We start from the raw sequence: 24,846 nt of genomic DNA, 5'->3' as shown, positions 1-24,846 counted from the left end.
ATGATTTTTGTCTCGACCTTTTTTATTTAATATTTAGGGGCTTTTCAGCATGTTGAAAATGTAAATTGCTTTTGCGATTTCTATAACTATAAGAGATAGCGGGAGACTAATGGAGAATAAAATTGAAATAATACGTAAAGAAATGGACATGACTCAAGTGTAGTGTATAAAAGTGTGTGATATTACGCGGCAAACGGTCACCGCGATAGAGAATAATAAAAATAGTTGGCATTTGCATACTACAAGTTCATGATTTGTTTAATATATAATTTAAAAAACAAAACTATATACTTTTTATTATGAAAATATATAATAAATATAGGAACGAAAATTTATGAGCAAGGAAGTTGAAGAACATGACATTAACAATGGGCTTTATCGGGTTTGGGAAATCAGCTAACCGTTATCACTTACCTTATGTAAAAACACGTAAAAATATAAAAGTAAAAACAATTTTTGCCCGACATATTAATGAAGAATTAGCGGCTCCATATCAGGAAAAAGGTGTTTACTTCACCACTGATTTGGACGAATTGTTGAATGACAAAGAAATTCAATTAGTGACGATCTGTACGCCAGCACACACGCATTACGAATTGGCAAAAAAAGTTATACTTGCTGGGAAATCAGTTATCGTTGAAAAACCATTTTGCGATACGGTTGAACATGCTAAAGAATTATTAGCTTTAGGGCGTGAAAAAGGTGTAGTAGTTATGCCTTACCAAAACCGCCGTTTTGATGGTGATTTCTTAGCTGTGAAACAAGTTGTTGAACAAGGATTCCTTGGTGATATTATTGAGGTTGAATCGCACATTGATTACTTCCGCCCTGGTTCAATCACTCACGAAGGTCCAAAAGATGAAGGTTCATTTTACAGTTTAGGTATCCATACGATGGACCGCATGATTTCACTATTCGGTCGTCCGGATACGGTGACATACGATATTCGCAATAATGAAGTGGAAGGTGCGGTTGATAACTATTTCGATGTTGGTCTACATTACGGAAATCAATTGAAAATTAAACTGAAAACCAACCATGTTGTAGCAAAAGATTATCCGCGCTTTATCGTTCATGGAACAAACGGATCATTTATTAAATATGGTGAAGATCAGCAGGAAAATGATTTGAAAGCAGGTATTATGCCTGAGAGTGCAGGGTTTGGTGAAGATTCACCGATGTACTATGGAGTTGCTAAATATCGCAACGCGAACGGTGACTGGATTGAAAAGCAAATTAAAACGCCGCTTGGTGATTACGGTCGCTTCTATGATGCAGCGTATGAAACAATCGTAAATGGTGCAACAAAACTTGTGAAAGACGAAGAAGCGGTAACGAATATTGAAATCTTGGAAAACGGATTTGCTGCATTATCACCTTCAGTTTACAAACTTGAGGCTTTAAATTGGAACGAATAGAAGGTAGCTAAGCAGAAAATAAAGCATAAAGGGGGTAGGGGAATGGCAAGCGGATCAACTCAAGTAAAATACCTCGGCATTTATCAAAAAATTAAACAGCAAATTTTAGACGGCGAGTATAAAATTAACGAAAAAATCCCAAGTAGCCCCGTCCTTGCTGAAGAATTCGGCGTTTCAACTCTTACCATTAAAAAGGCGCTGGACCTGCTAGTTAGAGACGGCTATATCATCCGCCGGCGCGGCAGCGGAACGGTGGTTCAAGATTGGCGTCAGCAGGAAAAGGCACGAATGATTCAAACTTTAACAGGTACAAAAGCTGTTTACGGCAGTGAGGTAGAAAGTAAAATTATCGAGTTTATGATTGTCGGTGCCGATGAAATCATTGCTGAAAAATTGGGGATTTCAGTCGACGATTTTGTCTATAAAATCATTCGCCTCCGTATCATTCACAGTATTCCGACGATTATGGAGCATACATGGATGCCAATTTCGGTCATACCAGGTATTGAAGCTTCGGTTTTAGAGCAGTCGATATACTCGCACATTCAAAAAAAACTTGGTCTTGAAGTGGGGACATCCGTTGTCAGGGTAAAAGGAATTCGTCCAGATGATAGGGAAAAGCAGTTTATGAACTTAACCAATCAGGACTTCCTAATGCGAGTTGAACAGGTAGCCTACTTGACGGATGGACGCACTTTCGAATACTCTTACGCCGACCATCTGCCAGAAACCTTTGAATTTGAAACAGTCATTACTGCAAAAAATTATAAAGAGTCATAAACGTAAACAGGTTGGGATGAGTTTTGTCCTGACCTGTTTTTTTATGTCTTCAATATATTTTACACATTCAATGGAACGATTCAGGATCTATATAAACAGAGACGGAATCTTAAATCAGATTCCGTCTCTTCTATGTGCATAGAATTATAAAATTAGTATCACTTTCTTCATACTAACAGCCAAACAGTCATTTTTGGTATGAAAATTGAGTATTTAAATCAGATTGTAAAGTAAATAATGAAAAATAATATGTTCATTATTCGTCGGTTGTAATAAGCATGGACGTGTTCCCGTTTTTTTCAAGATGAACTTCTCCCCAAGTGCAGAGGGAATCGAGTATGGATCCTAAAGACGAACCGTAATCTGTTAAAGAATACTCCACTTTCGGTGGTACTTGGTCATATACTTTTCTTTGAATTACACCGTCTTCTTCTAGTTCACGTAATTGTTGTGTTAACATCTTTTGTGTAATACCAGGCATTAAACGTTTTAATTCGCTCGTTCTTTTTGTACCTTTCTTTAAATGACAAAGGATAACAACTTTCCACCAATAACTTCTAAAGTAGCCTCTACAGGAATATTGTATGTTTTCATTAAAAAAACCTCCTTTGATGAATTTAGATTACAGTTTTGGGGCTAAATACGTTTTCGTACTAAAATTATTTCTTTTTGGTACCTATAACACTTTAAAGTACGTACTTTTTATTGTGCTAAATATAGTTCATAATAATCGATGTAAGAGAGGGAGTAAGCAGAAATGTATTAGAAAGTTCATATGTTACTTTTTAGTACCTATAACACTTTAAAGTGCGTACTTTTTATTATGTTAAATATATTCAATAATAGCACATGTAAGTAAGAAATGAATAAAATATACTTTAAAGTACATTTGGAATTGGTTAGCATCCATTTTATTGGGAAAGTCACACAAAAGAAAACGATTTGTTACGTGGATAGAATTAATCCAACATTTAACAGTTGATTAATAGAACTGTAAAGTTTAAATTTACAGTATGTTTTTTGGAAGTAAATTGTCATTGTCAATAAAATGTAGTTACATTAATTTTATTGAAGTAGCATTTTAAAAAGAAATGGATAGTTAAGATAAATTAAATATTGCCGAATAAATAACATTACGTGAATTTGATTCTAAACTGTAATTTTTTTTAATACATTTGATAAAAAATATTAAAGGAGTGTGTAAAATATGGTAATTCTATATACGACACCAAGCTGTGGTTCATGCCGGAAAGCAAAAGCATGGCTTGAGGAGCATCAAATTGATTATATTGAAAAAAAAATCGTATCAAATTCTATGACGGTCGATGAACTTAAATCAATTCTTCGTTTAACTGAAGATGGTGCTACTGAAATTATTTCAACTAGATCCAAAACTTTTCAGGAATTAAATATAAATATCGAGGCGCTTTCGCTTAATGAATTTTATAAATTAATAATTGAGTATCCTCAAATGTTGCGCCGGCCAATTATGCTGGACGAAAAAAGATTGCAGATTGGTTTTAATGAGGAAGAAATTCGTAAATTTATACCACGTAGTGTTCGAACATTTTTGAACATTGAATTGCAAAAATTGGCTAATTAATAAGTGATATTTTTAAGTAAAAGTTTTTTGAAAGGAGGAAACAGGAGATGATTGAAGTATTTGTTACAGTTAATTATAACAATAGAAATTATCAAACAAATGTTATTGTGAGCAAAGATACGATATGGACAAAAATTAAACAGTTGGCAGAAGAACAAGTTAAGAAACAGTGGAGTTTTTAAATGTATGTTCAAACTTAAAAAGAATAAATGATAAAAGGTAGTTCAAAAAGCTAAATGAAACTAATAGTCATAGGTGAGCTCGTATAGAATATGAAGGAATTTATTTCTTCAATGTAAGAATTATTCATATATATTTTAACGTTCACAAACCTATCTATAATATTTGTGGCTACAGTATGTTAATAAGCGAGAAATAATATTTTATATCGTAGGAGGAAAACCATGAACAGCGACTTTACCTTGGCCATTCACAGTTTAACTTATCTAGCTATACAGCCAGACCGGATGTCAACAAGTAATGCTATTTCAGAAAGTGCAGGTGTTCACCCAGTACGCATTCGCAAAGTGCTTAGTTTGTTAAAAAAACACAAGTTTATACAATCAAAAGAGGGAACTGGTGGCGGTTTTATTTTTGCTCGGGATTTAAGTGAAGTTAATCTTTGGCATATTTATCAGATAACCTCAGAAGGTGCTTTGCAACCTAAGTGTCCTGAATCAAATGAACAGTGTATTGTAGGTTCGAATATGCGAAAAGTCCTTTTTACTATTTTCTTAGGTGCTGAAGAACATCTAGGTGAATATTTAAAGAACTATACAATGAAAGAAGTTTTTGATCTTATCAATAAAGAACGATAAGCGATTTGAATGTTATATAGCCGTGGATTTCTTAACACTTAAGTGTAACGGAAAATATTACAGTTGAATTTAGTTTTTATATTTTGTTTGTCGGTACTAAAAATTAAGAAATTATTTTATTAATACAAAAATTATTTGTAAGAAGGTGAAAAAGTATGATGTCAAATAATAATCATATTTTAAAAATAGGAGATTGGGTTCGTGGAATATCAAATGAAGGTGAATTAATAGTTGGTTACATTGCATCACTTGATGACGTAGATGGCGTAGTTACAGTTATTATTGTGAAACGTGACAACAAGTACACAATAAACGAAACAATTTCATTTTTTAGTAAACACGTTAACAAACTCCCTGAATCAAAGGCAATAAATAAGGAACAAATTTTGTTTCTTATAGATCTAGCATTATTAACTGGAGATGAAGAATGGTTTATTGAGCTTTCTTCAAAATTAAACTCGATAAAAGAGCTAGTTAATGGGAGATTTTAAAAAGCTCCATTAAATCAGGGGATCTAGATGAAGTGTAGTAATATGATTTGCAAACTTAAGTTAAGAGGTAGGATACCATAATGAAATAGAATATGATTTGGTGAACAAAGTATGCGGGATAGCCTGAAAAGGTCTATCCTGTTTTTTTATAATTAACAATAATTTATTTCGCCCTATATTGGATTTTCTCCACATACCCATCAAATTTTATAGCACCTCAGAACGAAATTTTGTATTAAAGTAATTGTCTTTCTCTAAAAAGTGTATAGGAATTCAATAATATATATCCTAAATTTCGGTTTTTATATTTTGAAAATTATTTCTTTTCATCTACATCAATCATTTATCACAATAGCTTTCGTGTCTAAAATAAGATCTTTCAATAAAGAGGAATATATGTATTCAGTTGCACTTACAAATACTGCAAGTAGTTTTATCGTGAATCAATTGCACATGAAAGAGCCTCCAAGGGCCATTTTATCGCTTGTATTAGTGTTTGGTCTTATAGCTATACTAAATTTTGGTCAAGATATTACTGTAAAGATAATGAGCATGCTAGTATATCCTTTCATAGCTTCTTTACTTTTTATCGCAATATCTTTGATTCCACAGTGGAATACGTCAATGCTTAGTTTTTCAAGTGTTTCTACTGCTTCAACAGGAACAGGATATTTTGGAACGATATGGATGATACTACCAATCATAGTATTCTCATTTAATCATTCTCCTCTTATTTCATCATTTGTTGTGAAACAGAGGGTTACGTATGGAATAGAAGCTACTGATGCCAAATGTGCTCAAATACAAAAAGTTTGTTATATCATGACATTTGTTGTTATGTTCTTTGTTTGGAGCAGTGCGCTGAGTTTGACCCCAGATGATTTAAAAATGGCAAAAGAACAGAACTTATCAATTCTTTCATATCTTGCTAATGAGCTTAATTCGCCTGTAATTACTATTGCAGCTCCAATCATTGCTTTTGTAGCTATTACAAAGTCTTTCCTTGGTCATTATATAGGAGCATATGAGGTAATGCGTGACATGATTATGAAGTTTGGTAAAACACGTGGAAAAGATATAGAAGAAAAAACAATTAAGACAATGACCCTTACTTTTGTCGTATTAACATGCTGGTTTGTTGCTTATACAAATCCAAGTATTCTTGAACTTATTGATTCTCTTAGCGGTCCGTTAATTGCTGCTATCTTATGTCTATTACCGATGTATGCAATCCGTAAAGTACCAGTACTAGCTAAATACAGAGGGAAAATGAGCAATGTATTTGTCATTGTTGTAGGTGTACTTACTGTCCTAGCAAGTATTAAGTCATTATTCTAATTCACTATAGTTGGTTTTGGTGCAAAAATAGTGGGACATGAAAAATTCCTAGTAGAATTGAATTTTATTTATTTTGTTAAATGAAAAAGTTTTTGGACAAACTTCTCACATTGGAGCGTTTGTCCTTTTTAATCCAACCATAAGAGGATACCGTCTCCAATCTATCAACTTAAACGTTAATTTTTGCGATTAGCGACAAACAGCCACCTTTCACATAAGGTGGCTGTTTCGGTATTCACATGAGTAAAATATAGTATCTTTTCGTAAAGTCATTGTAGCGCTATAAAAATGTGCAAACAGCTTAATATATTTTAATTAATCCCTTCTAAATGGACCTTTTGGAGCAATTAGCTCTAAATTAGTACCATCTGGATCACGGAAGTAGGCAACTCCTGTACCAAATCCAGATTTCAAGCCGTCTTCTTCTTGAAAGACAATTGGCTCTCCATCTGGTTCTATCCCAATTGCTTTTAGGCGTTCTACAGCGGCATCAATATCTTCTACTTCAAAACAAAGATGCATCGCACTAATTTGATCATTTGAGTAAGATGCTTTATCTGATTTAGGGACAACATATTCTAGAATGTCGATATTCAAATTATCTAAGTGAAGGTTGGCATACTTAATACGAGTATCTTCAAGTCCTTGGGTTTGCGCCATTCTCTTTCCGCCAATTTCATCGATGTTCGATACTTTTTTACCTGTTAATGCTTCATAAAAAACGATAGATTTTTCTAAATTACTCACAGTAATTCCAACGTGATTTACTTGTGAGAATCCTGCTGTTTTTTCACTCATCTTTGTTGCCTCCTATTTTTTAGGTGGTGTAATTTATTCTTTTCACCAATGTTTTACTGTAATTAAAATGAGCCTTTAGTAGAAGTTCTATTCTAAGTCTTTTGTAACAAGACAGGAAAGAGTTTGTACATGAAATCGTAACTTATGTAAATGTATCGTGTCTTTATTATGAATAAAGACACGATAAATATAGGAGTGTTTTTTGACCAGAAAAGAATCTAGTATCGGCTAGGTTCTTTTTATTTTTCGTTTATCTTGATAAAAAAACTTTGATGAATTTGGATTACAGCCATTGAGCAAAAAAGTTTAATAATAAAAAGAGTATTGCTTAATACATATAGCACTTAAAAGTACATACATTTTTAATGTGTTAAATATATTTCATAATAGCCTACGTAAGAGGGGGATAAGTAGGATAGTACTTAAAAGTACCTATAGCACTGAAAAGTACGTACTATTTATTGTGTTGAATATCATTCATAATAGCACCAGTAAGAAGAAAACAAGCTTTACAGTACTAGTTACCAACGATGTTACAGCAGTTTATTTAGATTCAAAATGATTGAAAGGTTGTACTATAGAGCCTAATAATTTCAAAAAATGCCGGTGTAGCATAAAACAGTTATGGAGGTTAAAGATATGAGTACTTCAAATATGAGTGAAATAAGTAAACAAATTTTAATAGAGGAGGAAACACTTCAATTTTCCTCTTTTACAAATGAGGATGCCTTGCAATTAGGTTTATTTATCGTTGAAACAGCAAAGCGAGAGGGAAAATTGATTGCTGTTGATATAACAAAAAATGGTGTGCAATTATTTCATTTCAAGATGACAGGGACAACTGAGGAAAATACGAAATGGATTGAGCGTAAAAAACGAGTCGTTTCCCTGCATAATCATAGCTCGTATTATATGCAGATACAAAGTGAAATAACTGGAGTCCCATATCATGAAAAATACCGTTTAGATGCCTCGGAATATGCTGCGTTTGGTGGATCATTTCCGATCCAAATAAAAAACGTAGGGGTTGTTGGAATGGTAACAGTTTCAGGATTACCACCAGAAGAAGATCATGAATTGGTTATAAGAGCAGTTAAAAATCATTTAAACCAATAATGTAAGTAATTTTAATGGTTAAATAAAAAAGGCAAAAATGAACATATTTCTGTTCATTTTTGCCTTTTTTATTATTCGTCAGCTGTAATGAGCATGGACGTATTTCCATTCTTTTCGAGATGACATTCCCCAAAAAGTACAAGGAGAATCTAGTATGGACTCTAAAGACCAACCGTAGTTAGTTAAAGAATATTCTATTTTCGGTGGTACTTGGTTGTACACTATTCTTTGGATTACACCGTCTTCTTCCAGTTTGCGTAATTGCTATGTTAGTATTTTTTTGTGTAATATCAGGCATTAAACTTTTTAATTTACTTGTTCGTTTTGTCCCTTTTGTTAAGTGACAAAGGAGAACAACCTTCTATTTTCAATCGATTCCTTCTAAAGTTGCCTCTACAGGAAGATTGTATTTCTTCATATCAACCCCTCCTTTGGTGAATGTAGAGTTCAGTTTTTGAACAAAATAAGCTAGACTATGCAAATGTTACTTTTTAGTACCTATAGTACTTTAAAGTACGTACTTTTTATTATGTTAAATATCATTCATAATAGCACATGTAAGAACAAAACAAACATTACGGTACTAGTAACTAACTATGTTACTTTTTAGTATCTACAGCATTTTAAAGTATGTACTTTTTATTATGTTGAATATGTTTCATAATGGTTCATGTAAGAAAAACGTTAGTAGTACGGTACTAAAAAGTACCTATAGTACTTTAAAGTGCGTTCTTTAAAAAAAGAATAAAACTATTCATAATAGCGTTTGTAGATATTAAATATATTTTTTTAGAAGATAAAAGGGCCTTTTTATCACACTATTATGATGGGAATTATAGGGAATAGGGGAACTCAATTGAATTCATATACAGCATCTTCTTCAGAAGTTCATACGAGTCGAAGAAGTATATTTGCTTTATTAGCACTAGCAATTAGTGCGTTCGGGATTGGAACAACTGAATTTGTTAGTGTCGGTTTATTACCATCTATTTCAGAAGATTTACATGTTTCGGTTACAACAGCTGGTTTAACTGTTTCTTTATATGCGTTAGGCGTAGCATTTGGTGCTCCAGTATTAACGTCGTTAACAGCTAATATGTCACGAAAAACGTTATTAATGTGGATTATGATTATTTTCATTATTGGTAACGGAATCGCAGCAGTCGCAACAAGCTTCGCTGTATTACTTATTGCGAGAATTGTGTCTGCACTTGCACATGGTGTGTTTATGTCAATTGGTTCAACAATTGCTGCAGCACTTGTACCAGAGAATAAACGTGCTAGCGCAATTGCAATTATGTTTACTGGAGTAACAGTCGCGACTATTACAGGTGCACCAATTGGAACATTTATTGGTCAACAATTTGGCTGGAGAACATCATTTTTGGCAATTGTGGTAATTGGAGTTATAGCCTTAATCGCAAATGGTATTCTAATTCCATCTAATATGAAAAAAGGTATGTCTGTATCATTTCGTGATCAATTTAAACTGATTACGAACGGAAGACTGTTACTTGTTTTCATCATTACCGCATTAGGATATGGGGGAACATTCGTAACATTTACGTATTTATCTCCGTTATTACAAGAGGTAACAGGATTTAAAACAAATACAGTTACTATCATTTTGTTAGTGTATGGAATCGCAATCGCGATAGGGAATGTGATTGGCGGGAAATTATCGAACCATAATCCAATTCGAGCGCTATTTTACATGTTCTTTATTCAAGCGATTATATTATTTGTTTTAACATTTACAGCGCCATTTAAAGTTGCTGGGTTAATCACAATTATTTTTATGGGACTATTCGCATTTATGAATGTTCCAGGGCTACAAGTATATGTCGTAATGTTAGCTGAACGATTTGTACCGAGTGCTGTCGATGTTGCATCGGCAATTAATATTGCGGCGTTTAATGCTGGGATTGCTCTTGGTGCTTATTTAGGCGGTATTGTAACGAACTCGTTAGGGTTAATTCATACCGCTTGGGTAGGCGGCATTATGGTAGTAGGAGCTGTTATTTTAACAGCGTGGAGTATGGCATTAGAAAAACGAGATCAAGTAAAATAAAAGGAGAGAAAATAAAATGAAACATTTACAAAGTAAAACAACATTGCATAACGGTGTAGAAATGCCTTGGTTCGGTTTAGGTGTATTTAAAGTAGAAGAAGGACCAGAACTTGTAGAAGCGATTAAAGCAGCGATTAAAGCAGGATACCGCAGTATCGATACCGCAGCAATTTATGGAAATGAAAAAGCTGTAGGTGAAGGAATCCGTGCAGGTATTGAAGCAACTGGGATTTCAAGAGAAGAATTATTTATTACTTCAAAAGTATGGAATGCAGATCAAGGATATGAAGAAACAATTGCTGCATACGAAGAGAGCTTAAAAAAATTAGAACTAGATTATTTAGATTTATATCTTGTTCACTGGCCTGTAGAAGGGAAATATAAAGATACGTGGAGAGCGTTAGAAACACTTTATAAAGAAGACCGCGTACGTGCAATTGGCGTAAGTAATTTCCAAATCCATCACCTGCAAGATGTAATAAAAGATGCAGAAATTAAACCGATGATTAACCAAGTAGAGTACCACCCTCGTTTAACACAAAAAGAATTACAAGCTTTCTGTAAAGAACAAGGTATTCAAATGGAAGCATGGTCACCACTTATGCAAGGTCAATTATTAGATAACGAAACACTACAAGAAATTGCTGATAAACACGGTAAAACAACAGCGCAAGTTATTTTACGCTGGGATCTACAAAATGGAGTGATCACAATTCCAAAATCAACGAAAGAACACCGCATTACCCAAAATGCTGATGTATTTAATTTTGAATTAACAAAAGAAGAGATGGAAAAAATCGATGCGTTAAACGAAAATCACCGCGTTGGTCCAGATCCTGATAACTTCGATTTCTAATAAAAATAAGTAAAAAGAGTGCAAAAGTTGCACTCTTTTTTTATATGTTCTATTCAAGAAAGTGTTTAAGCTTATTCTTTCTTGAATATCGTTTATATCATAACTATTGAATTGTGTTAGGCTATCTAGAGAAATAATTCTGAAACAGAATGAATTGAGACAGTATAAAGTTTGACATATAATAATGCATTCTATAATATATGTGCTGTAGCACATATATTATAAGTTATTTGGAGGTGGCATATGGACTTATATGATTTAACAGGATATCTTGTTCATCGTACTGATGTGAAGTTAACAAATTATTTCATGAAACAATTAAAGCCTTATGGTGTTACTCCGGAACAATGGAGTCTTATAAGTATTCTTGATAGCCAAAGGGGTATGACCCAAAAGGATCTAGCTCAAACGATTGATAAAGATCATAGTACGATTGTAAGAATGATACATTCTATGGAGAGAAAAGGGTTTGTCGTGAAGAATTTTAATGAACATGATAAACGTTCACATTACATTTTTTTGACTGAAAAGGGTGAAGAGATAAAAAAAGATATTCTACCTGTAGTTAAAAATGCTAACGATTTTGTAACAAGTGGTTTAACTAGCGAAGAAGTTCAACAGTTAAAGGTATTGTTAAATAAATTATATAATGTAAGTTATTAGTCAGACATTCCTTATGAAATATATTTTATAAGGAATAAAATTTACCATTTATGTGCTATAGCATATAAATGTCATCTCTTAACTTGTAACGTCCAAAATCTAAATAATACAGTAGATAGATCATGAAACGAGGAGATTTTAGTTATGGAAAAATTGATATTAGCGTTTGATAGAGAACTTGTAATTGCAGAAAAAAAAGACTCAACATGGAGCGTCCAATCGCAGTTTGTAGGTGCTAATCCAGTTGCGTTAGCTTCAGATCCATACGACCCAGAAAGAATGTATTGTGGTACTTTTGATAGGGGATTATGGAGAAGCATAGATGGAGGAAGTTCATGGGAAGCAATTGGGACATTACCTTCTTTTGGTGAAGTGTTCCCAGCTAATGCTATTAATATGAGATCTATTACAGCAGTTTCTGTATCTCCATCGAAGGGTGATGACGGTAACGGGATCGTATATGTAGGAACTGAACCAAGTGCAATGTTTGTATCCAAGAATGGAGGAGACAGTTTTGAATTGTTAACTGATTATCGACAAATGCCATCTTATTCATCATGGTTCTTTCCTCAAAGAACATATACGCACCATGTAAAACATATTGAAATTGATGCTAATAATCCAGAAACCATTTATACGACCATTGAGGTAGGGGGATTAATCAAAAGTGTAGATGGTGGTATTACATGGACTGAAGAAAAAGAGGGGAATTACCCTCAAGATATCCATGTTCTCAAATCACATCACAATGCTCCAAATCGTTTATATGGTGTTTTAGGTGATTCATTCTTGAAGAAGCCAGGTCAAGAGTATGCGGAAAGTTATGATGGAGGTAAGACTTGGAACTATATTTCTAGTGGATTAAATCATCATTATGCATATCAAATGGCAGTTAATCCAACTGATCCAGAAAATATTATTATTGCGACATCTTCAAATCCACACGTAGCGCATGATTACAATAATGGAAATTGTGAATCGTTTATTTATAGGAAAGAAAAAAATCAGTCTTGGACGGAAATGAATTCAGGTTTACCAACTCCTAAAGGTACAATAATACCAGTTTTAAAGGCAACAAACGATGGGAAGTTCTATCTGTTTAGCAATAAAGGGGTTTATCAATCATTAGATGGCGGTTTAAATTGGACATCATTAGAGATTCCTTGGGAGAAAAGATTTATGGAACAACATCCTTATGAGATGCTAATCATTAAATAAGTGATGGGAATAGTTTTTACTACTATTCATTAGAAATGTTTAATTAAATATAAATTTTAAAGATAATAAGCCAGGTAATGCATTATTAATGCTTCCTGGCTTTCTTGTTGACTATAATGAATCAATTTAACATTACTATTTCTCATTTAAGACATGTCGATTCAAGATGAAATTTGATGATAATAGTAGCTACAGTTCATAATTGTGTAAATATGAAACACGCAGGATACATTAATAGAGAATGGATAAAATAGTACCAAACGATAATTAAATCTTATCAATGATTCTACAAGGCGTTCTTAGGTAACACTGAATTGGCTTGGGTCAGAAGTGGGTTATTTAGATTCAGGATGATTGGCAATTAGTGCTATGAGCCTAATCATTGAAAAAATTTAATAATTTAAATTCTTATTGTCTTCGAGATATATTATTTTGAAGGATATTAGGAATTAGGAGGAGATAAATTATGACAAAAGATTTCTATACTGCACTGAAAGAAAGACGTACTTACTATGGGATTAATAAAGAGGTACAAGTATCAGATGAAAGAATTAAAGAAATCGTAGAGTTTGCTGTGAAATATACTCCGTCAGCTTTCAATTCTCAAACTGCGCGATTAGTTGTATTATCTGGTGAAGCTCATAATAAATTATGGGATATTACAACTGAAACATTAAAAAAAGCAGTTGGAGAGAGAGATTTTTCAGGAACTCAACAAAAAATGGATTCCTTTAAAGCTGGTTATGGAACAGTATTATTCTTTGAAGATGAAGCTGTAGTTAAATCACTTCAAGAAAAATTTGCTTTATATGCTGAAAACTTCCCAATTTGGTCAAACCAAGCATCAGGTATGCACCAATTAGTTGTGTGGACGGCATTAGAAGCAGAGGGGTTAGGGGCATCTTTACAACATTATAATCCATTAATTGACGATGAAGTGAAAAAAGAATGGAATATCCCTGCTAATTGGAAACTTATTGCGCAAATGCCATTTGGTAACCCGACAGCTGCACCAGGTGAAAAAGAATTCCAACCGCTTGAAGAGCGTGTGAAATTTCATAAGTAATATTCAAATTTAATAACCTCACTGTGGTTTGAAAATAAAGCTGTTTAGTTACAGAAAGTTTATTCGCTCTTTTTATTAATAGGGTATGTATTATAAAAGTTTTTAAAAACACTATTGTATTTTTAAAAAGAACAAGGTGATCGTTTTGATCGCATTGTTTCATTTCTTAAAGTTTATTTTATTAAGAATAATTTCATCCAAAAGTATAAATGATTAAGGGGATATCCGTAATTCTTTTAGTCATTAAAAAACGCTAGCTTTTCATAAATGCTTGAAAAGCTAGCGTTTTAATTATAGATATCCGTAATTTGATCACTTAAAACTATATACGAAAAAGCTTTTATACTATTCCTCAAGTTCTATCCATTCCTGGGACCATTTTTCTATTCCGTGAATAATGGATTCTAAAGCAAATCCTTTTTGAGTTAAAGAATATTCTATACGAACTGGTGTCTCAGGAAAGACCTTACGTTCGACAATTCCTTCTAGTTCTAATTCCTTTAATCTTTCAGAAAGTAATCTCCCGCTGACAGGAAGAGAAGATTCAAGCGTACAAAAACGCTGAGATCCAGAGAAAAGTTGGTAAATAATCAGTGCTGTCCATCGTTGACTAAAAAATTTCATTCCTTTTTCAAAGCGAGGGCATAATGTAGAATCATTCATTTTCCTTCACCTCCTAAAAGAAATTATACAACATCTTATAGTTAGTAACAAATATTTTTATGATTAATTACTTTACGTAAATCAATTACAAATATATAATAACTTACATAAAGTAACTAAGTTATTTTATATTACTAACGATTCTTTTCTTTAAATAGCCAAAGTTGTAATGATACATATTGCATATAAGCTGAGAGAAAAAAGAATATCATCTGTAAAAACACTTACGTTGTGTAAGTTAAACAATAAAAAATATAACAATGGAAGAGAATTTTTTTAGAGATTCTCTATACTAGGAGGTACTTAATGGTTACAACAGATACAATTCATATGTTAGAAGATAAAATTCAATTCATACATCAAGATGGAAAGGATATTTATTTAGTAGGTCCTATCAAATTGCCAATTAATTTATATGGGGAGACTAAAGTTTTCCAATGGTATTCTTGGTTGCAATGTAGTGAGATTACAAATGGTGTAGAAGGAATTATTGAGAAACTTCCATCTATTAATTTAGCTGATATGCAACAATCTAGTGTACTTGTGTATGGTGATTTTGAGAATTCTGAAGATGCCCTGATTCGTATGCATAGTATTTGTCACACTGGTGACATCTTTGGTAGTAAACGTTGTGATTGTGGATTCCAATTAAAGCAGTCTTTAAAGATGATTACAGAACATGGTTCAGGTGCTTTATTTTACTTAGCAAATCATGAAGGAAGAGGAATTGGATTATTTAGTAAAGCGATGACTTATCTTTTGCAAGAAAATGGGTTAGATACAGTAGAAGCTAATCTGAACCTAGGTTTTAAAGATGACGTTCGAAATTATGATGATACAATTGAAGTATTAAAAGCACTACGCTCAAAACCTGTAAAACTTATTACAAATAATCCGAAAAAATTAGAAGCTTTACAAAAAGCTGGATTAAATGTTACGAGTCGTGAACCGTTATGGGGTGATGTCTCAGAATTTAATGAGAAATATTTGCAAACGAAGATTCAGCGTTCTGGACATTTTGAAGGGGGACACTTACATGGGTGAGCATGAACTGTATATGAATCTAGCACTAGAAAATGCCAAGGCTATGAAGGGACAAACCACTCCAAATCCACTGGTTGGATCTGTAATTATAAATGATAATCGAATTGTAGGAATCGGAGCACATATGAAGGCGGGAGAACCACATGCCGAAATACATGCGATACGTATGGCGGGAGAACAGGCCCGTGGTGGTACCATCTATGTTACTCTAGAACCTTGTTCTCATCATGGAAGAACAGGCCCTTGTGCAGAAGCAATTGTACAAGCAGGAATTAAGAGAGTAGTAGTTGCTACACTTGATCCAAATCCACTTGTTTCTGGACGTGGAATTAAAATTCTACAAGATGCTGGTATTGAAGTGCTTGTAGGAGTGTGCGAAGAAAAATCTAAAAAGATGAATGAAGTCTTTAATAAATATATTATGACAAAGCGTCCATTTGTAACGATTAAATCGGGTGTTACATTAGATGGGAAAATTGCTACTTCTTTATCGGATAGTAAGTGGATTACATCTACAGAAGCAAGACAGGAAGTACACCAAATATGAAACGAAAATGCGGCTATTTTAGTAGGAGCGAATACTGTCCAAAAGGATAATCCGTCATTGACAACGCGTATTCCAAATGGACGAAATCCAATTCGAGTGATATTGGACTCCACATTACGCACACCAATGGAAGCTAACGTTGTTACAGATGGGGAAGCTCCTACATGGATTTTTACAACAGGTAATCATGCAGAGGAAAAAAGAAAGGCATTAGAAAATGCAGGAGTCAAAGTGTTTGTTACTAGCGGAGAAAAGCATATAAACTTACATGAAATGCTTGGTGTTTTAGGGCAAAAAGGAGTTTCCTCCCTTCTTATTGAAGGTGGTGGAGAGGTAAATGCTTCGTTTATTGAAAATAAATTAATGGATAAACTTATTTTATATTTTGCACCTAAAATTATTGGGGGTAGAATGGCGCCTAGCTTTGTAGAGGGTACTGGTATTACTAAAATGCAAGATGCAATTGAATTTAAGGATATATCCTTTACCCAGGTTGGAAAAGATTATAGATTTATTGGCTATCCAGAATATCGGAAAGATGAGGAATAAGGAGAATAAAAAACTACTTATGTTTTTCAATAAATGAAGTGCAGAAAGGAGCGATGAAGAGTGAAGTTTGGATTTGATATCGATGATACGTTGATTGATTTAAGACAGCATGCTTTTCATTTATATAACCAAAAATTAAACAAAAAAGTAGGATTGGATGTATTTCATTCTTTAAAAACAATTGAAATTCATGAAGCATTTGGCATGACTTCGGAGGAAGGTACTCAGATGTGGAATAGTTTGCTTGATGAGATTTATTATACTTCTTGTTCACCGTTTCCATATGCAGTAGAGACATTGCAAGAATTAGAAAGACAGGGACATGAAATATACTATATAACGGCGCGACCTAAAGAGCATGGAGAACAAACAAAGAAATGGTTAATGGAAAAAGGATTTCCGGTACATGAAGATCGCTTTTTCTATGGAATGAAGGATGAAGAAAAAATACACTTCATACAAGAAATAAAATTGAACTATTTCTTTGATGATAAGCCGGCTGTCTTAGAAACGTTAGTAGGAAAACCAATTAAAGTGTATGCAAAAAGTACTTCTTACAATCAACATCTTAATATCCCGCGTATTACAAGTTGGATAGAGTTAGGAAATATTATAAAGAAAGATATGTAAGTATTTAATTAGAAAATCAAATGGAGCCAAGAGCATATTGAGTATTACAATTTTTAGAGGAAAGACATAGGATTAGTAAATCGTAGAAGTTTAGGTAGGGACATCATCCACAAGGAAATTGACTTTTTCATGAGTAAAAAGATCCTAGTTATTAATTCAATCACAAGTGTAACAATATGTATATTTCAAAAAACACGAAGACTTTAAGTCTTCGTGTTTTTTTGATTAATGTCTGAAAGAGAAGAAATAAAAGAGTATAGACAATTATACGATATTTAGGTACCTGATATAAAATATTTATATATAAAAAATTATATATATTTAATGATTGATAATCATGAATTAATGTAACTATAATAATTACACTGATAAATAACTTACTGACCACAGTTATAAGTGAAGAAGGAGGAAATTGTTTTATTGTATTTTGTATATAAAAAAATAGAAAAGGAGATATGCAAATGAAAAGGTCACTTGTTATAGGCATAATGTATACAATGCTTTTCCTCATAGGAAATATACACTTACATGCTGATGAACGAACAAATGTAAAAGAAATTACTAGTTTAGAAGAACCTACTTGGATATTTCAGACAGGAATAAGTAAGGGGAAATATCATGATCGACAAGATTTAGAGTTTATTTTGCAGAGAAATACGCCATTAAAGGTAAGACAAACGAATCCTAACTTTAAAGACAAATTAACATTACGCTTATTATCTAATGACTCAAAAAAAGAAAAATCCATACAAGTAGGGAGTGAATGGGTTACTATTCAAGGTGATAATCCTTTAGTTCCTTTCATAGATACTCCGTATGGTGAAGAGCGCGCTATACTTGAGTACCAAGTAGGAAGTGAAAGTGCTACTAAACCTCTTCCAATTTATAAACAACAAGGAAGTTCTTGAAAAATGAATTGTATGCTCCGTTTGAAGCAATCCCTCTGTTACTTTCCAGCGCCGAATAATTGTTATTTTTATTATCGAGTTATAGTTACCAAACGTTTTTCAACACTATTTTCCCTATTGCTTCTTTCGATTCCATATACTCATGTGCTTGTTCAACTTCATCAAATGTAAAAGTTTTAGAATCTAGCAATGGTCGAAGTTTTCCTTCTTCTACTATTTGAGTTATTTTATTTAAGATTTTCCCGCAATCTGTTACGACAGTTCCATTGACCGCGGCAGCTTCAAAAGAATTATCGAGATTCTTATTACCCACTGTATCAAATACAACTTCGAATCGTTTGCCATTCGTATATTTTTGAACATATTCCTGAACAGATTCTTCTTTATAATTAATAGCTATATCGGCTCCTAGACGATGAGCTATTTCAATTTTGTTCTGCAGAGAAGCTGTTGTAAAAGCTTTAGCACCTGCCCATTTAGCCAGTTGAATGGCTACGTGTCCTACGCCACCAGTAGCTCCATGAATGAGGACATTTTGACCAGATTTAATATTTGCGCGATCAAATAAAGATTCCCAAGCTGTAATTGCAACTAATGGTAGAGCAGCTGCTTCTTCCATTGTTTAATTTTTTGGTTTGTGAGCAATCAATCGAGCATCAGCAAGCATAAACTCTGCAAGTGCACTACCAGTAGTTCTTTTAAAACCTCCGGCACACCCATATACTTCATCACCAGTTTTGAATTTCGAAACGCCTTCTCCTACTTATATAACAATACCTGATACATCCCCGTGTAATATAGCTGGAAACTCAGGAGCAACTGATGAAACAGCGCCACTGCGTATTTTCGTATCAATTGGATTTACACTTGTCGCTTTTACATGGATTAGAACATGTCCTGGTAAAAGTTTCGGTTTTGAAAACTCCTCTAATTGAAATGCAGATGAATTACCAAAAGAACGGATAATTTGTGCTTTCATTATTTATTACCTCCTATTCGTGGTTATAGCATAGCAAAGTACAAAAAATAAGTATAATATTATGAATTTGGCTAGTGAGAATTTCATATATTCTTGTATTGTATTTAAGGGCATTTGTGTTCTCTTAAGATGATTAATGAAAAGTATTCGATCTATATCTAATTGAACATACTGCCTATTATTATTCTCATTTCTTTTAGCTGGGGGAAGAAGGTTAATTTTTTCGTAGTACCTGATTATGTCTGTACTTAATCCTGTTTTCTTTGCAACATCTGATATTGTGAATATATCGTTCATTTGTAATTACTCTCCTTTCACTACAAGTGTATTACTTGGAGTTAACTCCAAGTCAATCATTTTTTGATGAGTTTATATAAAGAAGAGGAGATTGCGTGAAATAATGTAACACACCTGCAGAAGCAACTTTAGAAGTTATTGAAGGAAGGTAAGTCGTCATTTTATACAGCATGACTTATTGATTAAAGTTATAATCAGGCATTTGGTATAGGTACTTTAAAGTACCTACATCACTTTAAAGTACGTACTGTTATTCATGTTATGAGCGATTTATAATAACATTCGTAGCACAAAGTTATTACGATTACAATCGTATTTTAGTTAGACAAAACTGCAACAATGTGGTGTTACAGGATTGAGTATGAATTTTGAGAAGAAAGACCAAAAGTAAAAAATTATAGATTTATATTAATGAAGGAAAGTGAGTGAAACACATGGAAAAGTTTGCGAATCATTTTGGATATAATCGTATGTTTGCGAAAGATCGACTTACATTAGGAGTTCACATTCCGATTGAAAATTATCAGTTTCATACCCCAACGATGGAAAAACAAGTAGAATTGGTACAAAAAGCGGAACAATATGGTTTTACAGGCGTATGGCTTCGAGATGTTTTGCTGCAAGACCCTGACTTTGGCGATCCTGCAACAGGTCAAATTTACGATATGATGATTTATTTGACGTATTTAGCAAGTCATACAAAGAAAATCGCATTTGGGACGTCGGCAACAGTCTTGTCACTTCGTCATCCGCTTCGTGTGGCGAAAGAAATTGCTACACTGGATCAACTATTTTCAGAAAGAATTATGCTCGGTGTTTCATCGGGTGACCGACGTGCTGATTTTAAGGCGTTAGGTGTTAATCATGAAACACGAGGTGAAAAGTTTAGGGAAGCGTTCGCTTACTTGGAAGATATTTTGTATAAAAACTTTCCATCTATCCAATCAAAACTAGGGGAAGTGTATGGGGCAAATCTAGTTCCAAAACCGTCTAAACGTGTACCAACCTTCATCACAGGTTTTAGTCAGCAAACGATGAAATGGTTTGCTGAACATGGTGATGGATGGATGTATTATCCACGTAGTCCGGTACATCAGGCTACAGCAATTAGACAATGGCGAGAGCTAGTAGAGGACTATCATCCAGGTGTATTCAAACCATTTATACAGCCGATGCATCTAGATTTGTCTGAAGATCCAAATGAACGACCTACACCAATACGCTTAGGTTACCGTACAGGTCGGAATGCGCTGATTGAATTGCTGGATTTATACCGAAGTATTGGTGTTAATCACTTATTCCTTGCTCTATTTGATGGTCAACGCCCAGCTAATGAAGTATTGGATGAGCTAGGGGAAGAAGTACTTCCTCATTTCCCCGCATTGTAAAGGAGTGGAAAGAATGAAAGCAATAGGACTTATGCAATATGGAGATAAAAATGTACTACAAGAGATCGAAATGAAAACACCTCTATTGGGAGACAATGATGTACTTATTGAAGTATATGCAGCTGGTGTAAATCCCGTGGATTGGAAAATACGTGAAGGTTTACTTCAAGATGTAATTCCCTATAACTTCCCGCTCGTTTTAGGGTGGGATGTTGCCGGTATAGTTGTTGGCATAGGACCAAACGTAACAGCATTTAAAGTGGGTGATGAAGTATATAGTCGTCCGGATATTGAACGAAACGGCACTTATGCAGAGTACGTGGCAGTAGATGAGAAGTATGTAGCGAAAAAACCAAGAAATCTATCCTTTGAAGAGGCAGCATCAATCCCTCTTGTAGGATTGACAAGTTGGCAAAGTTTAGTGAAATTTGCTAATGTTCAAAAAGGTAATAGAGTCTTAATTCATGCTGGATCCGGAGGAATTGGAACGTTCGCTATTCAGTTAGCAAAAAGCTTCGGTGCACATGTTGCAACTACGACTAGTACTAAAAATATACAGTTTGTAAAGGATCTAGGCGCTGATACTGTCATCGATTACAGAACGGAAGACTTTTCTTTGCTTCTGCATAATTACAATATTGTATTTGATGTGATAGGTGGAGATGTACTAAAGGACAGTTATAAAGTACTTACATCAAATGGAAAGTTAGTGTCCATTTATGGTCCAAAAGGTATAGAAATTCCACAAACTGAAATATCTATAGAGAAAAATATTCAGACTGATCATATATTTACTGAACCTAACGGATATGAACTTTCTCTTATAACAGAATTAATTGAGATCGGGAAGATTAAGCCTGTTGTAACTCATGTGTTACCTTTAAATGTAGAAGGTGTAAAAGAAGCACATCGTTTAAGTGAGTCAGAACGTGTTCTTGGCAAAATTGTATTAAAAAACATTGGTAAAGTATGAGGTTTTGGAGGCAGTATTATGCCAAGTAGCGAATGAGTTTATATTTTCTTTTCTAGAAATTGTTTTAAAAGGGGAGGGTAGCAAATGGATTCAATGCCATTTCTTTTATTCGGAGCGACAGGGGATTTAGCGAAACGCAAAATTTATCCTGCTTTATACAACCTATTTATTAATCAAAATATACCGCAATCGTTTTCTATTATTGGTATTGGCAGAAGAGCGGTATCAGATGTGGAATTTCAAACAAGAGTAGAACAATCCCTTGATACATTTTCTAGAACATCTACTGATGACCAGTCAGGAGTAAAAGAATCTATTGGCTCATTTCATTATTGTCAATTAGATACAGCGAATACAGTGGACTATCGAGATTTATTGTGCCTTGTAAAGAGGCGCGAAACAGAATTAAACATTCCTGAAAACCGCATGTTTTACCTATCTGTTGCACCAGAATTATTTGATGTGATTGCTTTAAATATTAAGGAGAGTGGATTGTGGACTACAAAAGGATTGAAACGTTTTATTATCGAGAAGCCGTTTGGTCATAATTTAAAATCCGCTCGCGAATTAAATGCGAAGTTAAGTAAACCTTTTGACGAAGGTGATATTTGTTGTATTGATCATTATCTCTGAAAATTAATGGATGTATTATTAACTAGAAATACGTAAAAAAGCATGCTTTTTATAGATTTACATTCAAGATTTTACGAGTGATGAAGTTAATATGGGTAACATCATTTAATAAATAGGCAAAAGCTGAAAAATATTACGAAATAAAAATTCTTGAATTCGAGATATTTTTCTTGACGATAATAATTTATGTAGTTAATATACTAGACGTAAGGTTATCTAATTACTAAAAGTAATTAGATGTAAATTGTTTTGTTGAGTTCGATAAATAAGTAATTTGTGAAAGAAATGCTTTGAATTGCCACTATTAATATTGGGGACAATGAGAAAGCGAAAGGTATAAAAAGAATTGGAGTTTAATAACTCTTTGTTTTTTTGTAAAAACATGAAGTTAGAAGATGAGAAGAAGCAAGAACGAATCAACAAAGAGTATGAGCTTCTGTACAATTTATTTTTAATATATTGACAATGATTATACAACAAGAGGGGGACTGAAATTGGAATCAATGACCTTTGTTTTATTTGGAGCAACAGGGGATTTAGCTAAAAGAAAAATTTACCCGGCACTATATAACTTATATAGAGATCAAAAGCTTCCTGAACAGATATCCGTTATTGGGCTTGGAAGACGGCAACTATCCCATTTAGATTTTCAAAAAAAAATAAAAGAATCAATAGAAACTTTTTCTCGTCGTAGAGAAGAAGGTACTCCAGAAATGGAAGGTTTTTTAGAGAATTTCCGTTATTGCTCATTAGATGTGAGTAAGCCGGAAGATTATGAGCGGTTATTACGAGTAGTTCGTGAAAGGGAAAAAGAACGAAATATAAAAGGTAATAGAATGTTCTATCTTTCAGTTTCTCCTGAATTTTTCGAGACAATCGCTTTAAATATTAAGGAAAGCGGACTTGATAAAACGGATGGATGGAAACGCCTGATGATTGAGAAACCGTTTGGGCACGACCTCAAATCTGCTCGTGAGCTTAATGATAAGCTTAGTCGAACGTTTGAAGAAGACGAGATATACCGTATTGATCATTATTTAGGTAAACCGATGATTCAAAACATTGAAGCGCTTGAATTTGCCAATCCTGTTCTCCAATCGATTTGGAACAAAGAACATATAGCGAATGTACAAATCACAGCTAGTGAAACAGTTGGGGTTGAAGAAAGGGCAGGATATTATGATCAGGCAGGAGCCATTCGAGATATGGTTCAAAATCATATGTTACAAATATTAATGATGACTGCTATGAATCTGCCAGAAAAGATTAACGCATCTAAAATTCGAGAGGAAAAACGAAAGGTCATGGAGACTCTTCGTAAAGTGAAAAAAGAAGACATTCAGAACCATATCGTACGTGGACAATACGTTTCAGGAGAGATAAATGGTCAACAAGTTGTAGCATACAAAGAGGAGCCCGGAGTAAATCCTTCTTCTAACACAGACACATTTGTTGCCGCTCGCTTATGGATCGATAATCCATTTTGGACTGGCGTTCCTTTTTATATACGAACAGGAAAAAGAATGAAAGAAAAGTCTACTCGTATTGTAATCGAATTTAAAAATACGTTAAAACAGCAATATCAAGATAATAATCCAAATGCAGAACCTAACTTATTAATAATTGAAATTAGCCCAGGTGAGAATGTTTCACTGCAGTTAAATAGTAAAAACCCATTGAAAAATGGAGAGATTGAACCAATCCGTATTAACTTTACTTGCGAGCAAGCAGAAGTGGGAATACCTGAAGCTTATGAAAGACTCATTCATGATGCTGTGTGTGGAGATCCTACATTCTTTGCTCATTGGAAAGAAGTTGAATTGTCATGGGAATGGGTACAGCCAATTCTTGAAGCATTTGAGGAAAATTTATTACCTCTTCATGAATATCAGTCGGGTTCATATGGTCCAGATGCGGCTAATGAGCTGTTACAAGAAAGTGAATTTAAATGGTGGTTAGATCAAAAAATGGAAAAATAAGTACATTCTTAAATGAAAGG

Annotated in this window: 21 protein-coding genes and 6 pseudogenes; 21 read left to right on the top strand and 6 right to left on the bottom strand. The window is 33.7% G+C overall.

The features are described from left to right. Positions 1-356 precede the first annotated feature (356 nt). Positions 357-1,418 carry an oxidoreductase gene (locus tag AC1M36_RS22395; RefSeq protein ID WP_336451043.1) on the top strand — a complete coding sequence of 354 codons (1,062 nt, stop codon included), beginning with the start codon at positions 357-359 and terminating at the stop codon, positions 1,416-1,418. A gap of 42 nt (positions 1,419-1,460) precedes the next feature. Further along, positions 1,461-2,198, top strand: coding sequence for a GntR family transcriptional regulator (locus AC1M36_RS22390; protein ID WP_336451044.1), 738 nt, complete (start codon positions 1,461-1,463; stop codon positions 2,196-2,198). A gap of 256 nt (positions 2,199-2,454) precedes the next feature. Here AC1M36_RS22390 and AC1M36_RS22385 read toward each other — a convergent pair. Next, positions 2,455-2,792, bottom strand: a pseudogene (locus tag AC1M36_RS22385) (winged helix-turn-helix transcriptional regulator). A gap of 613 nt (positions 2,793-3,405) precedes the next feature. On the opposite strand from AC1M36_RS22385, the gene spxA reads away from it, so the two are divergent. The 5 genes and pseudogenes from spxA to AC1M36_RS22360 all read left to right on the top strand — a co-directional run. Then, positions 3,406-3,801 carry a transcriptional regulator SpxA gene (spxA, locus tag AC1M36_RS22380; RefSeq protein ID WP_336451045.1) on the top strand — a complete coding sequence of 132 codons (396 nt, stop codon included), beginning with the start codon at positions 3,406-3,408 and terminating at the stop codon, positions 3,799-3,801. A gap of 47 nt (positions 3,802-3,848) precedes the next feature. Beyond that, the gene (locus tag AC1M36_RS22375; protein WP_336451047.1) at positions 3,849-3,983 is read left to right on the top strand and encodes a BA3454 family stress response protein; all 135 of its coding nucleotides are present in this window, start codon (positions 3,849-3,851) and stop codon (positions 3,981-3,983) included. 222 nt (positions 3,984-4,205) lie between these two features. Next, complete coding sequence (saiR, locus tag AC1M36_RS22370; RefSeq protein WP_336451048.1) at positions 4,206-4,619, top strand: Rrf2-family transcriptional regulator SaiR; 414 nt, start codon at positions 4,206-4,208, stop codon at positions 4,617-4,619. A 155-nt stretch (positions 4,620-4,774) separates the two neighbouring features. Beyond that, the gene (locus tag AC1M36_RS22365) at positions 4,775-5,110 is read left to right on the top strand and encodes an IDEAL domain-containing protein (RefSeq protein ID WP_336451049.1); all 336 of its coding nucleotides are present in this window, start codon (positions 4,775-4,777) and stop codon (positions 5,108-5,110) included. Positions 5,111-5,506: 396 nt separating this feature from the next. Then, positions 5,507-6,448: pseudogene (locus tag AC1M36_RS22360) on the top strand (SLC5/6 family protein); the annotation flags it as partial. A 315-nt stretch (positions 6,449-6,763) separates the two neighbouring features. Here AC1M36_RS22360 and AC1M36_RS22355 read toward each other — a convergent pair. Further along, on the bottom strand, positions 6,764-7,246 hold the full coding sequence (locus AC1M36_RS22355; RefSeq protein WP_336451050.1) for a VOC family protein: 483 nt from the start codon (positions 7,244-7,246) through the stop codon (positions 6,764-6,766). Between the two features lie 639 nt (positions 7,247-7,885). Between AC1M36_RS22355 and AC1M36_RS22350 the strand changes: the two genes are divergently transcribed. Next, positions 7,886-8,362: a heme-degrading domain-containing protein gene (locus AC1M36_RS22350; protein ID WP_420792329.1), complete on the top strand. Its 477-nt coding sequence runs from the start codon at positions 7,886-7,888 to the stop codon at positions 8,360-8,362. Positions 8,363-8,433: 71 nt separating this feature from the next. Here the strand turns inward: AC1M36_RS22350 and AC1M36_RS22345 are convergent. Further along, positions 8,434-8,780: pseudogene (locus AC1M36_RS22345) on the bottom strand (winged helix-turn-helix transcriptional regulator). Between the two features lie 438 nt (positions 8,781-9,218). On the opposite strand from AC1M36_RS22345, the gene AC1M36_RS22340 reads away from it, so the two are divergent. The 5 genes from AC1M36_RS22340 to AC1M36_RS22320 all read left to right on the top strand — a co-directional run bounded on the left by AC1M36_RS22340 (position 9,219) and on the right by AC1M36_RS22320 (position 14,236). Beyond that, a complete protein-coding gene (locus AC1M36_RS22340) occupies positions 9,219-10,433 on the top strand; it encodes an MFS transporter (protein WP_336451052.1) in 1,215 nt (404 codons plus the stop codon). Positions 10,434-10,449: 16 nt separating this feature from the next. After that, the gene (locus AC1M36_RS22335) at positions 10,450-11,289 is read left to right on the top strand and encodes an aldo/keto reductase (protein WP_336451053.1); all 840 of its coding nucleotides are present in this window, start codon (positions 10,450-10,452) and stop codon (positions 11,287-11,289) included. Positions 11,290-11,532: 243 nt separating this feature from the next. Further along, positions 11,533-11,952: a MarR family winged helix-turn-helix transcriptional regulator gene (locus AC1M36_RS22330; protein WP_336451054.1), complete on the top strand. Its 420-nt coding sequence runs from the start codon at positions 11,533-11,535 to the stop codon at positions 11,950-11,952. 144 nt (positions 11,953-12,096) lie between these two features. Continuing rightward, entirely contained in the window at positions 12,097-13,170 is a 1,074-nt protein-coding gene (locus AC1M36_RS22325) for a WD40/YVTN/BNR-like repeat-containing protein (RefSeq protein ID WP_336451055.1), read from the top strand. Positions 13,171-13,636: 466 nt separating this feature from the next. Continuing rightward, entirely contained in the window at positions 13,637-14,236 is a 600-nt protein-coding gene (locus AC1M36_RS22320; RefSeq protein ID WP_479846213.1) for a nitroreductase family protein, read from the top strand. A gap of 345 nt (positions 14,237-14,581) precedes the next feature. On the opposite strand, the gene AC1M36_RS22315 is transcribed toward AC1M36_RS22320, so the two are convergent. Further along, a complete protein-coding gene (locus AC1M36_RS22315; RefSeq protein WP_336451057.1) occupies positions 14,582-14,899 on the bottom strand; it encodes a winged helix-turn-helix transcriptional regulator in 318 nt (105 codons plus the stop codon). 306 nt (positions 14,900-15,205) lie between these two features. On the opposite strand from AC1M36_RS22315, the gene AC1M36_RS22310 reads away from it, so the two are divergent. The 4 genes and pseudogenes from AC1M36_RS22310 to AC1M36_RS22295 form a co-directional block, all read left to right on the top strand. Continuing rightward, a complete protein-coding gene (locus AC1M36_RS22310) occupies positions 15,206-15,943 on the top strand; it encodes a GTP cyclohydrolase II (RefSeq protein WP_410982674.1) in 738 nt (245 codons plus the stop codon). Next, positions 15,936-17,039: pseudogene (gene ribD, locus AC1M36_RS22305) on the top strand (bifunctional diaminohydroxyphosphoribosylaminopyrimidine deaminase/5-amino-6-(5-phosphoribosylamino)uracil reductase RibD). The gene AC1M36_RS22310 and the pseudogene ribD overlap by 8 nt, the downstream one beginning before the upstream one ends. A gap of 60 nt (positions 17,040-17,099) precedes the next feature. Beyond that, positions 17,100-17,669, top strand: coding sequence for a 5' nucleotidase, NT5C type (locus AC1M36_RS22300; RefSeq protein WP_479846212.1), 570 nt, complete (start codon positions 17,100-17,102; stop codon positions 17,667-17,669). Positions 17,670-18,130: 461 nt separating this feature from the next. Then, a pseudogene (locus AC1M36_RS22295) lies at positions 18,131-18,571 on the top strand (putative mucin/carbohydrate-binding domain-containing protein); the annotation flags it as partial. A gap of 91 nt (positions 18,572-18,662) precedes the next feature. On the opposite strand, the pseudogene AC1M36_RS22290 reads toward AC1M36_RS22295, so the two are convergent. Both AC1M36_RS22290 and AC1M36_RS22285 read right to left on the bottom strand, forming a co-directional pair. Continuing rightward, positions 18,663-19,556: pseudogene (locus AC1M36_RS22290) on the bottom strand (zinc-dependent alcohol dehydrogenase family protein). A 6-nt stretch (positions 19,557-19,562) separates the two neighbouring features. Beyond that, on the bottom strand, positions 19,563-19,853 hold the full coding sequence (locus tag AC1M36_RS22285) for a MerR family transcriptional regulator (protein ID WP_336451060.1): 291 nt from the start codon (positions 19,851-19,853) through the stop codon (positions 19,563-19,565). A 434-nt stretch (positions 19,854-20,287) separates the two neighbouring features. On the opposite strand from AC1M36_RS22285, the gene AC1M36_RS22280 reads away from it, so the two are divergent. From AC1M36_RS22280 to zwf, 4 genes are all read left to right on the top strand, one after another. After that, positions 20,288-21,241, top strand: coding sequence for an LLM class oxidoreductase (locus AC1M36_RS22280; RefSeq protein ID WP_479846219.1), 954 nt, complete (start codon positions 20,288-20,290; stop codon positions 21,239-21,241). Between the two features lie 13 nt (positions 21,242-21,254). Further along, the gene (locus AC1M36_RS22275) at positions 21,255-22,214 is read left to right on the top strand and encodes an NADP-dependent oxidoreductase (protein WP_479846211.1); all 960 of its coding nucleotides are present in this window, start codon (positions 21,255-21,257) and stop codon (positions 22,212-22,214) included. A gap of 84 nt (positions 22,215-22,298) precedes the next feature. Continuing rightward, the gene (locus AC1M36_RS22270; protein ID WP_336451062.1) at positions 22,299-22,847 is read left to right on the top strand and encodes a glucose-6-phosphate dehydrogenase; all 549 of its coding nucleotides are present in this window, start codon (positions 22,299-22,301) and stop codon (positions 22,845-22,847) included. A 494-nt stretch (positions 22,848-23,341) separates the two neighbouring features. After that, a complete protein-coding gene (gene zwf / locus AC1M36_RS22265) occupies positions 23,342-24,826 on the top strand; it encodes a glucose-6-phosphate dehydrogenase (RefSeq protein ID WP_336451063.1) in 1,485 nt (494 codons plus the stop codon). The last annotated feature ends 20 nt before the right edge of the window (positions 24,827-24,846 follow it).

It is taken from the genome of Bacillus sp. Medicinal_06 (assembly GCF_056711665.1).
This window is presented reverse-complemented; position numbering and strand designations above follow the sequence as displayed.

Excerpts from the sequence above, each read along its gene's own strand:
- AC1M36_RS22395 (WP_336451043.1), top strand. The coding sequence starts at position 357 with ATGACATTAACAATGGGCTTTATCGGGTTTGGGAAATCAGCTAACCGT.
- AC1M36_RS22390 (WP_336451044.1), top strand. The coding sequence starts at position 1,461 with ATGGCAAGCGGATCAACTCAAGTAAAATACCTCGGCATTTATCAAAAA.
- spxA (WP_336451045.1), top strand. The coding sequence starts at position 3,406 with ATGGTAATTCTATATACGACACCAAGCTGTGGTTCATGCCGGAAAGCA.
- AC1M36_RS22375 (WP_336451047.1), top strand. The coding sequence starts at position 3,849 with ATGATTGAAGTATTTGTTACAGTTAATTATAACAATAGAAATTATCAA.
- saiR (WP_336451048.1), top strand. The coding sequence starts at position 4,206 with ATGAACAGCGACTTTACCTTGGCCATTCACAGTTTAACTTATCTAGCT.
- AC1M36_RS22365 (WP_336451049.1), top strand. The coding sequence starts at position 4,775 with ATGATGTCAAATAATAATCATATTTTAAAAATAGGAGATTGGGTTCGT.
- AC1M36_RS22355 (WP_336451050.1), bottom strand. The coding sequence starts at position 7,246 with ATGAGTGAAAAAACAGCAGGATTCTCACAAGTAAATCACGTTGGAATT.
- AC1M36_RS22350 (WP_420792329.1), top strand. The coding sequence starts at position 7,886 with ATGAGTACTTCAAATATGAGTGAAATAAGTAAACAAATTTTAATAGAG.
- AC1M36_RS22335 (WP_336451053.1), top strand. The coding sequence starts at position 10,450 with ATGAAACATTTACAAAGTAAAACAACATTGCATAACGGTGTAGAAATG.
- AC1M36_RS22330 (WP_336451054.1), top strand. The coding sequence starts at position 11,533 with ATGGACTTATATGATTTAACAGGATATCTTGTTCATCGTACTGATGTG.
- AC1M36_RS22325 (WP_336451055.1), top strand. The coding sequence starts at position 12,097 with ATGGAAAAATTGATATTAGCGTTTGATAGAGAACTTGTAATTGCAGAA.
- AC1M36_RS22320 (WP_479846213.1), top strand. The coding sequence starts at position 13,637 with ATGACAAAAGATTTCTATACTGCACTGAAAGAAAGACGTACTTACTAT.
- AC1M36_RS22315 (WP_336451057.1), bottom strand. The coding sequence starts at position 14,899 with ATGAATGATTCTACATTATGCCCTCGCTTTGAAAAAGGAATGAAATTT.
- AC1M36_RS22310 (WP_410982674.1), top strand. The coding sequence starts at position 15,206 with ATGGTTACAACAGATACAATTCATATGTTAGAAGATAAAATTCAATTC.
- AC1M36_RS22285 (WP_336451060.1), bottom strand. The coding sequence starts at position 19,853 with ATGAACGATATATTCACAATATCAGATGTTGCAAAGAAAACAGGATTA.
- AC1M36_RS22280 (WP_479846219.1), top strand. The coding sequence starts at position 20,288 with ATGGAAAAGTTTGCGAATCATTTTGGATATAATCGTATGTTTGCGAAA.
- AC1M36_RS22275 (WP_479846211.1), top strand. The coding sequence starts at position 21,255 with ATGAAAGCAATAGGACTTATGCAATATGGAGATAAAAATGTACTACAA.
- AC1M36_RS22270 (WP_336451062.1), top strand. The coding sequence starts at position 22,299 with ATGGATTCAATGCCATTTCTTTTATTCGGAGCGACAGGGGATTTAGCG.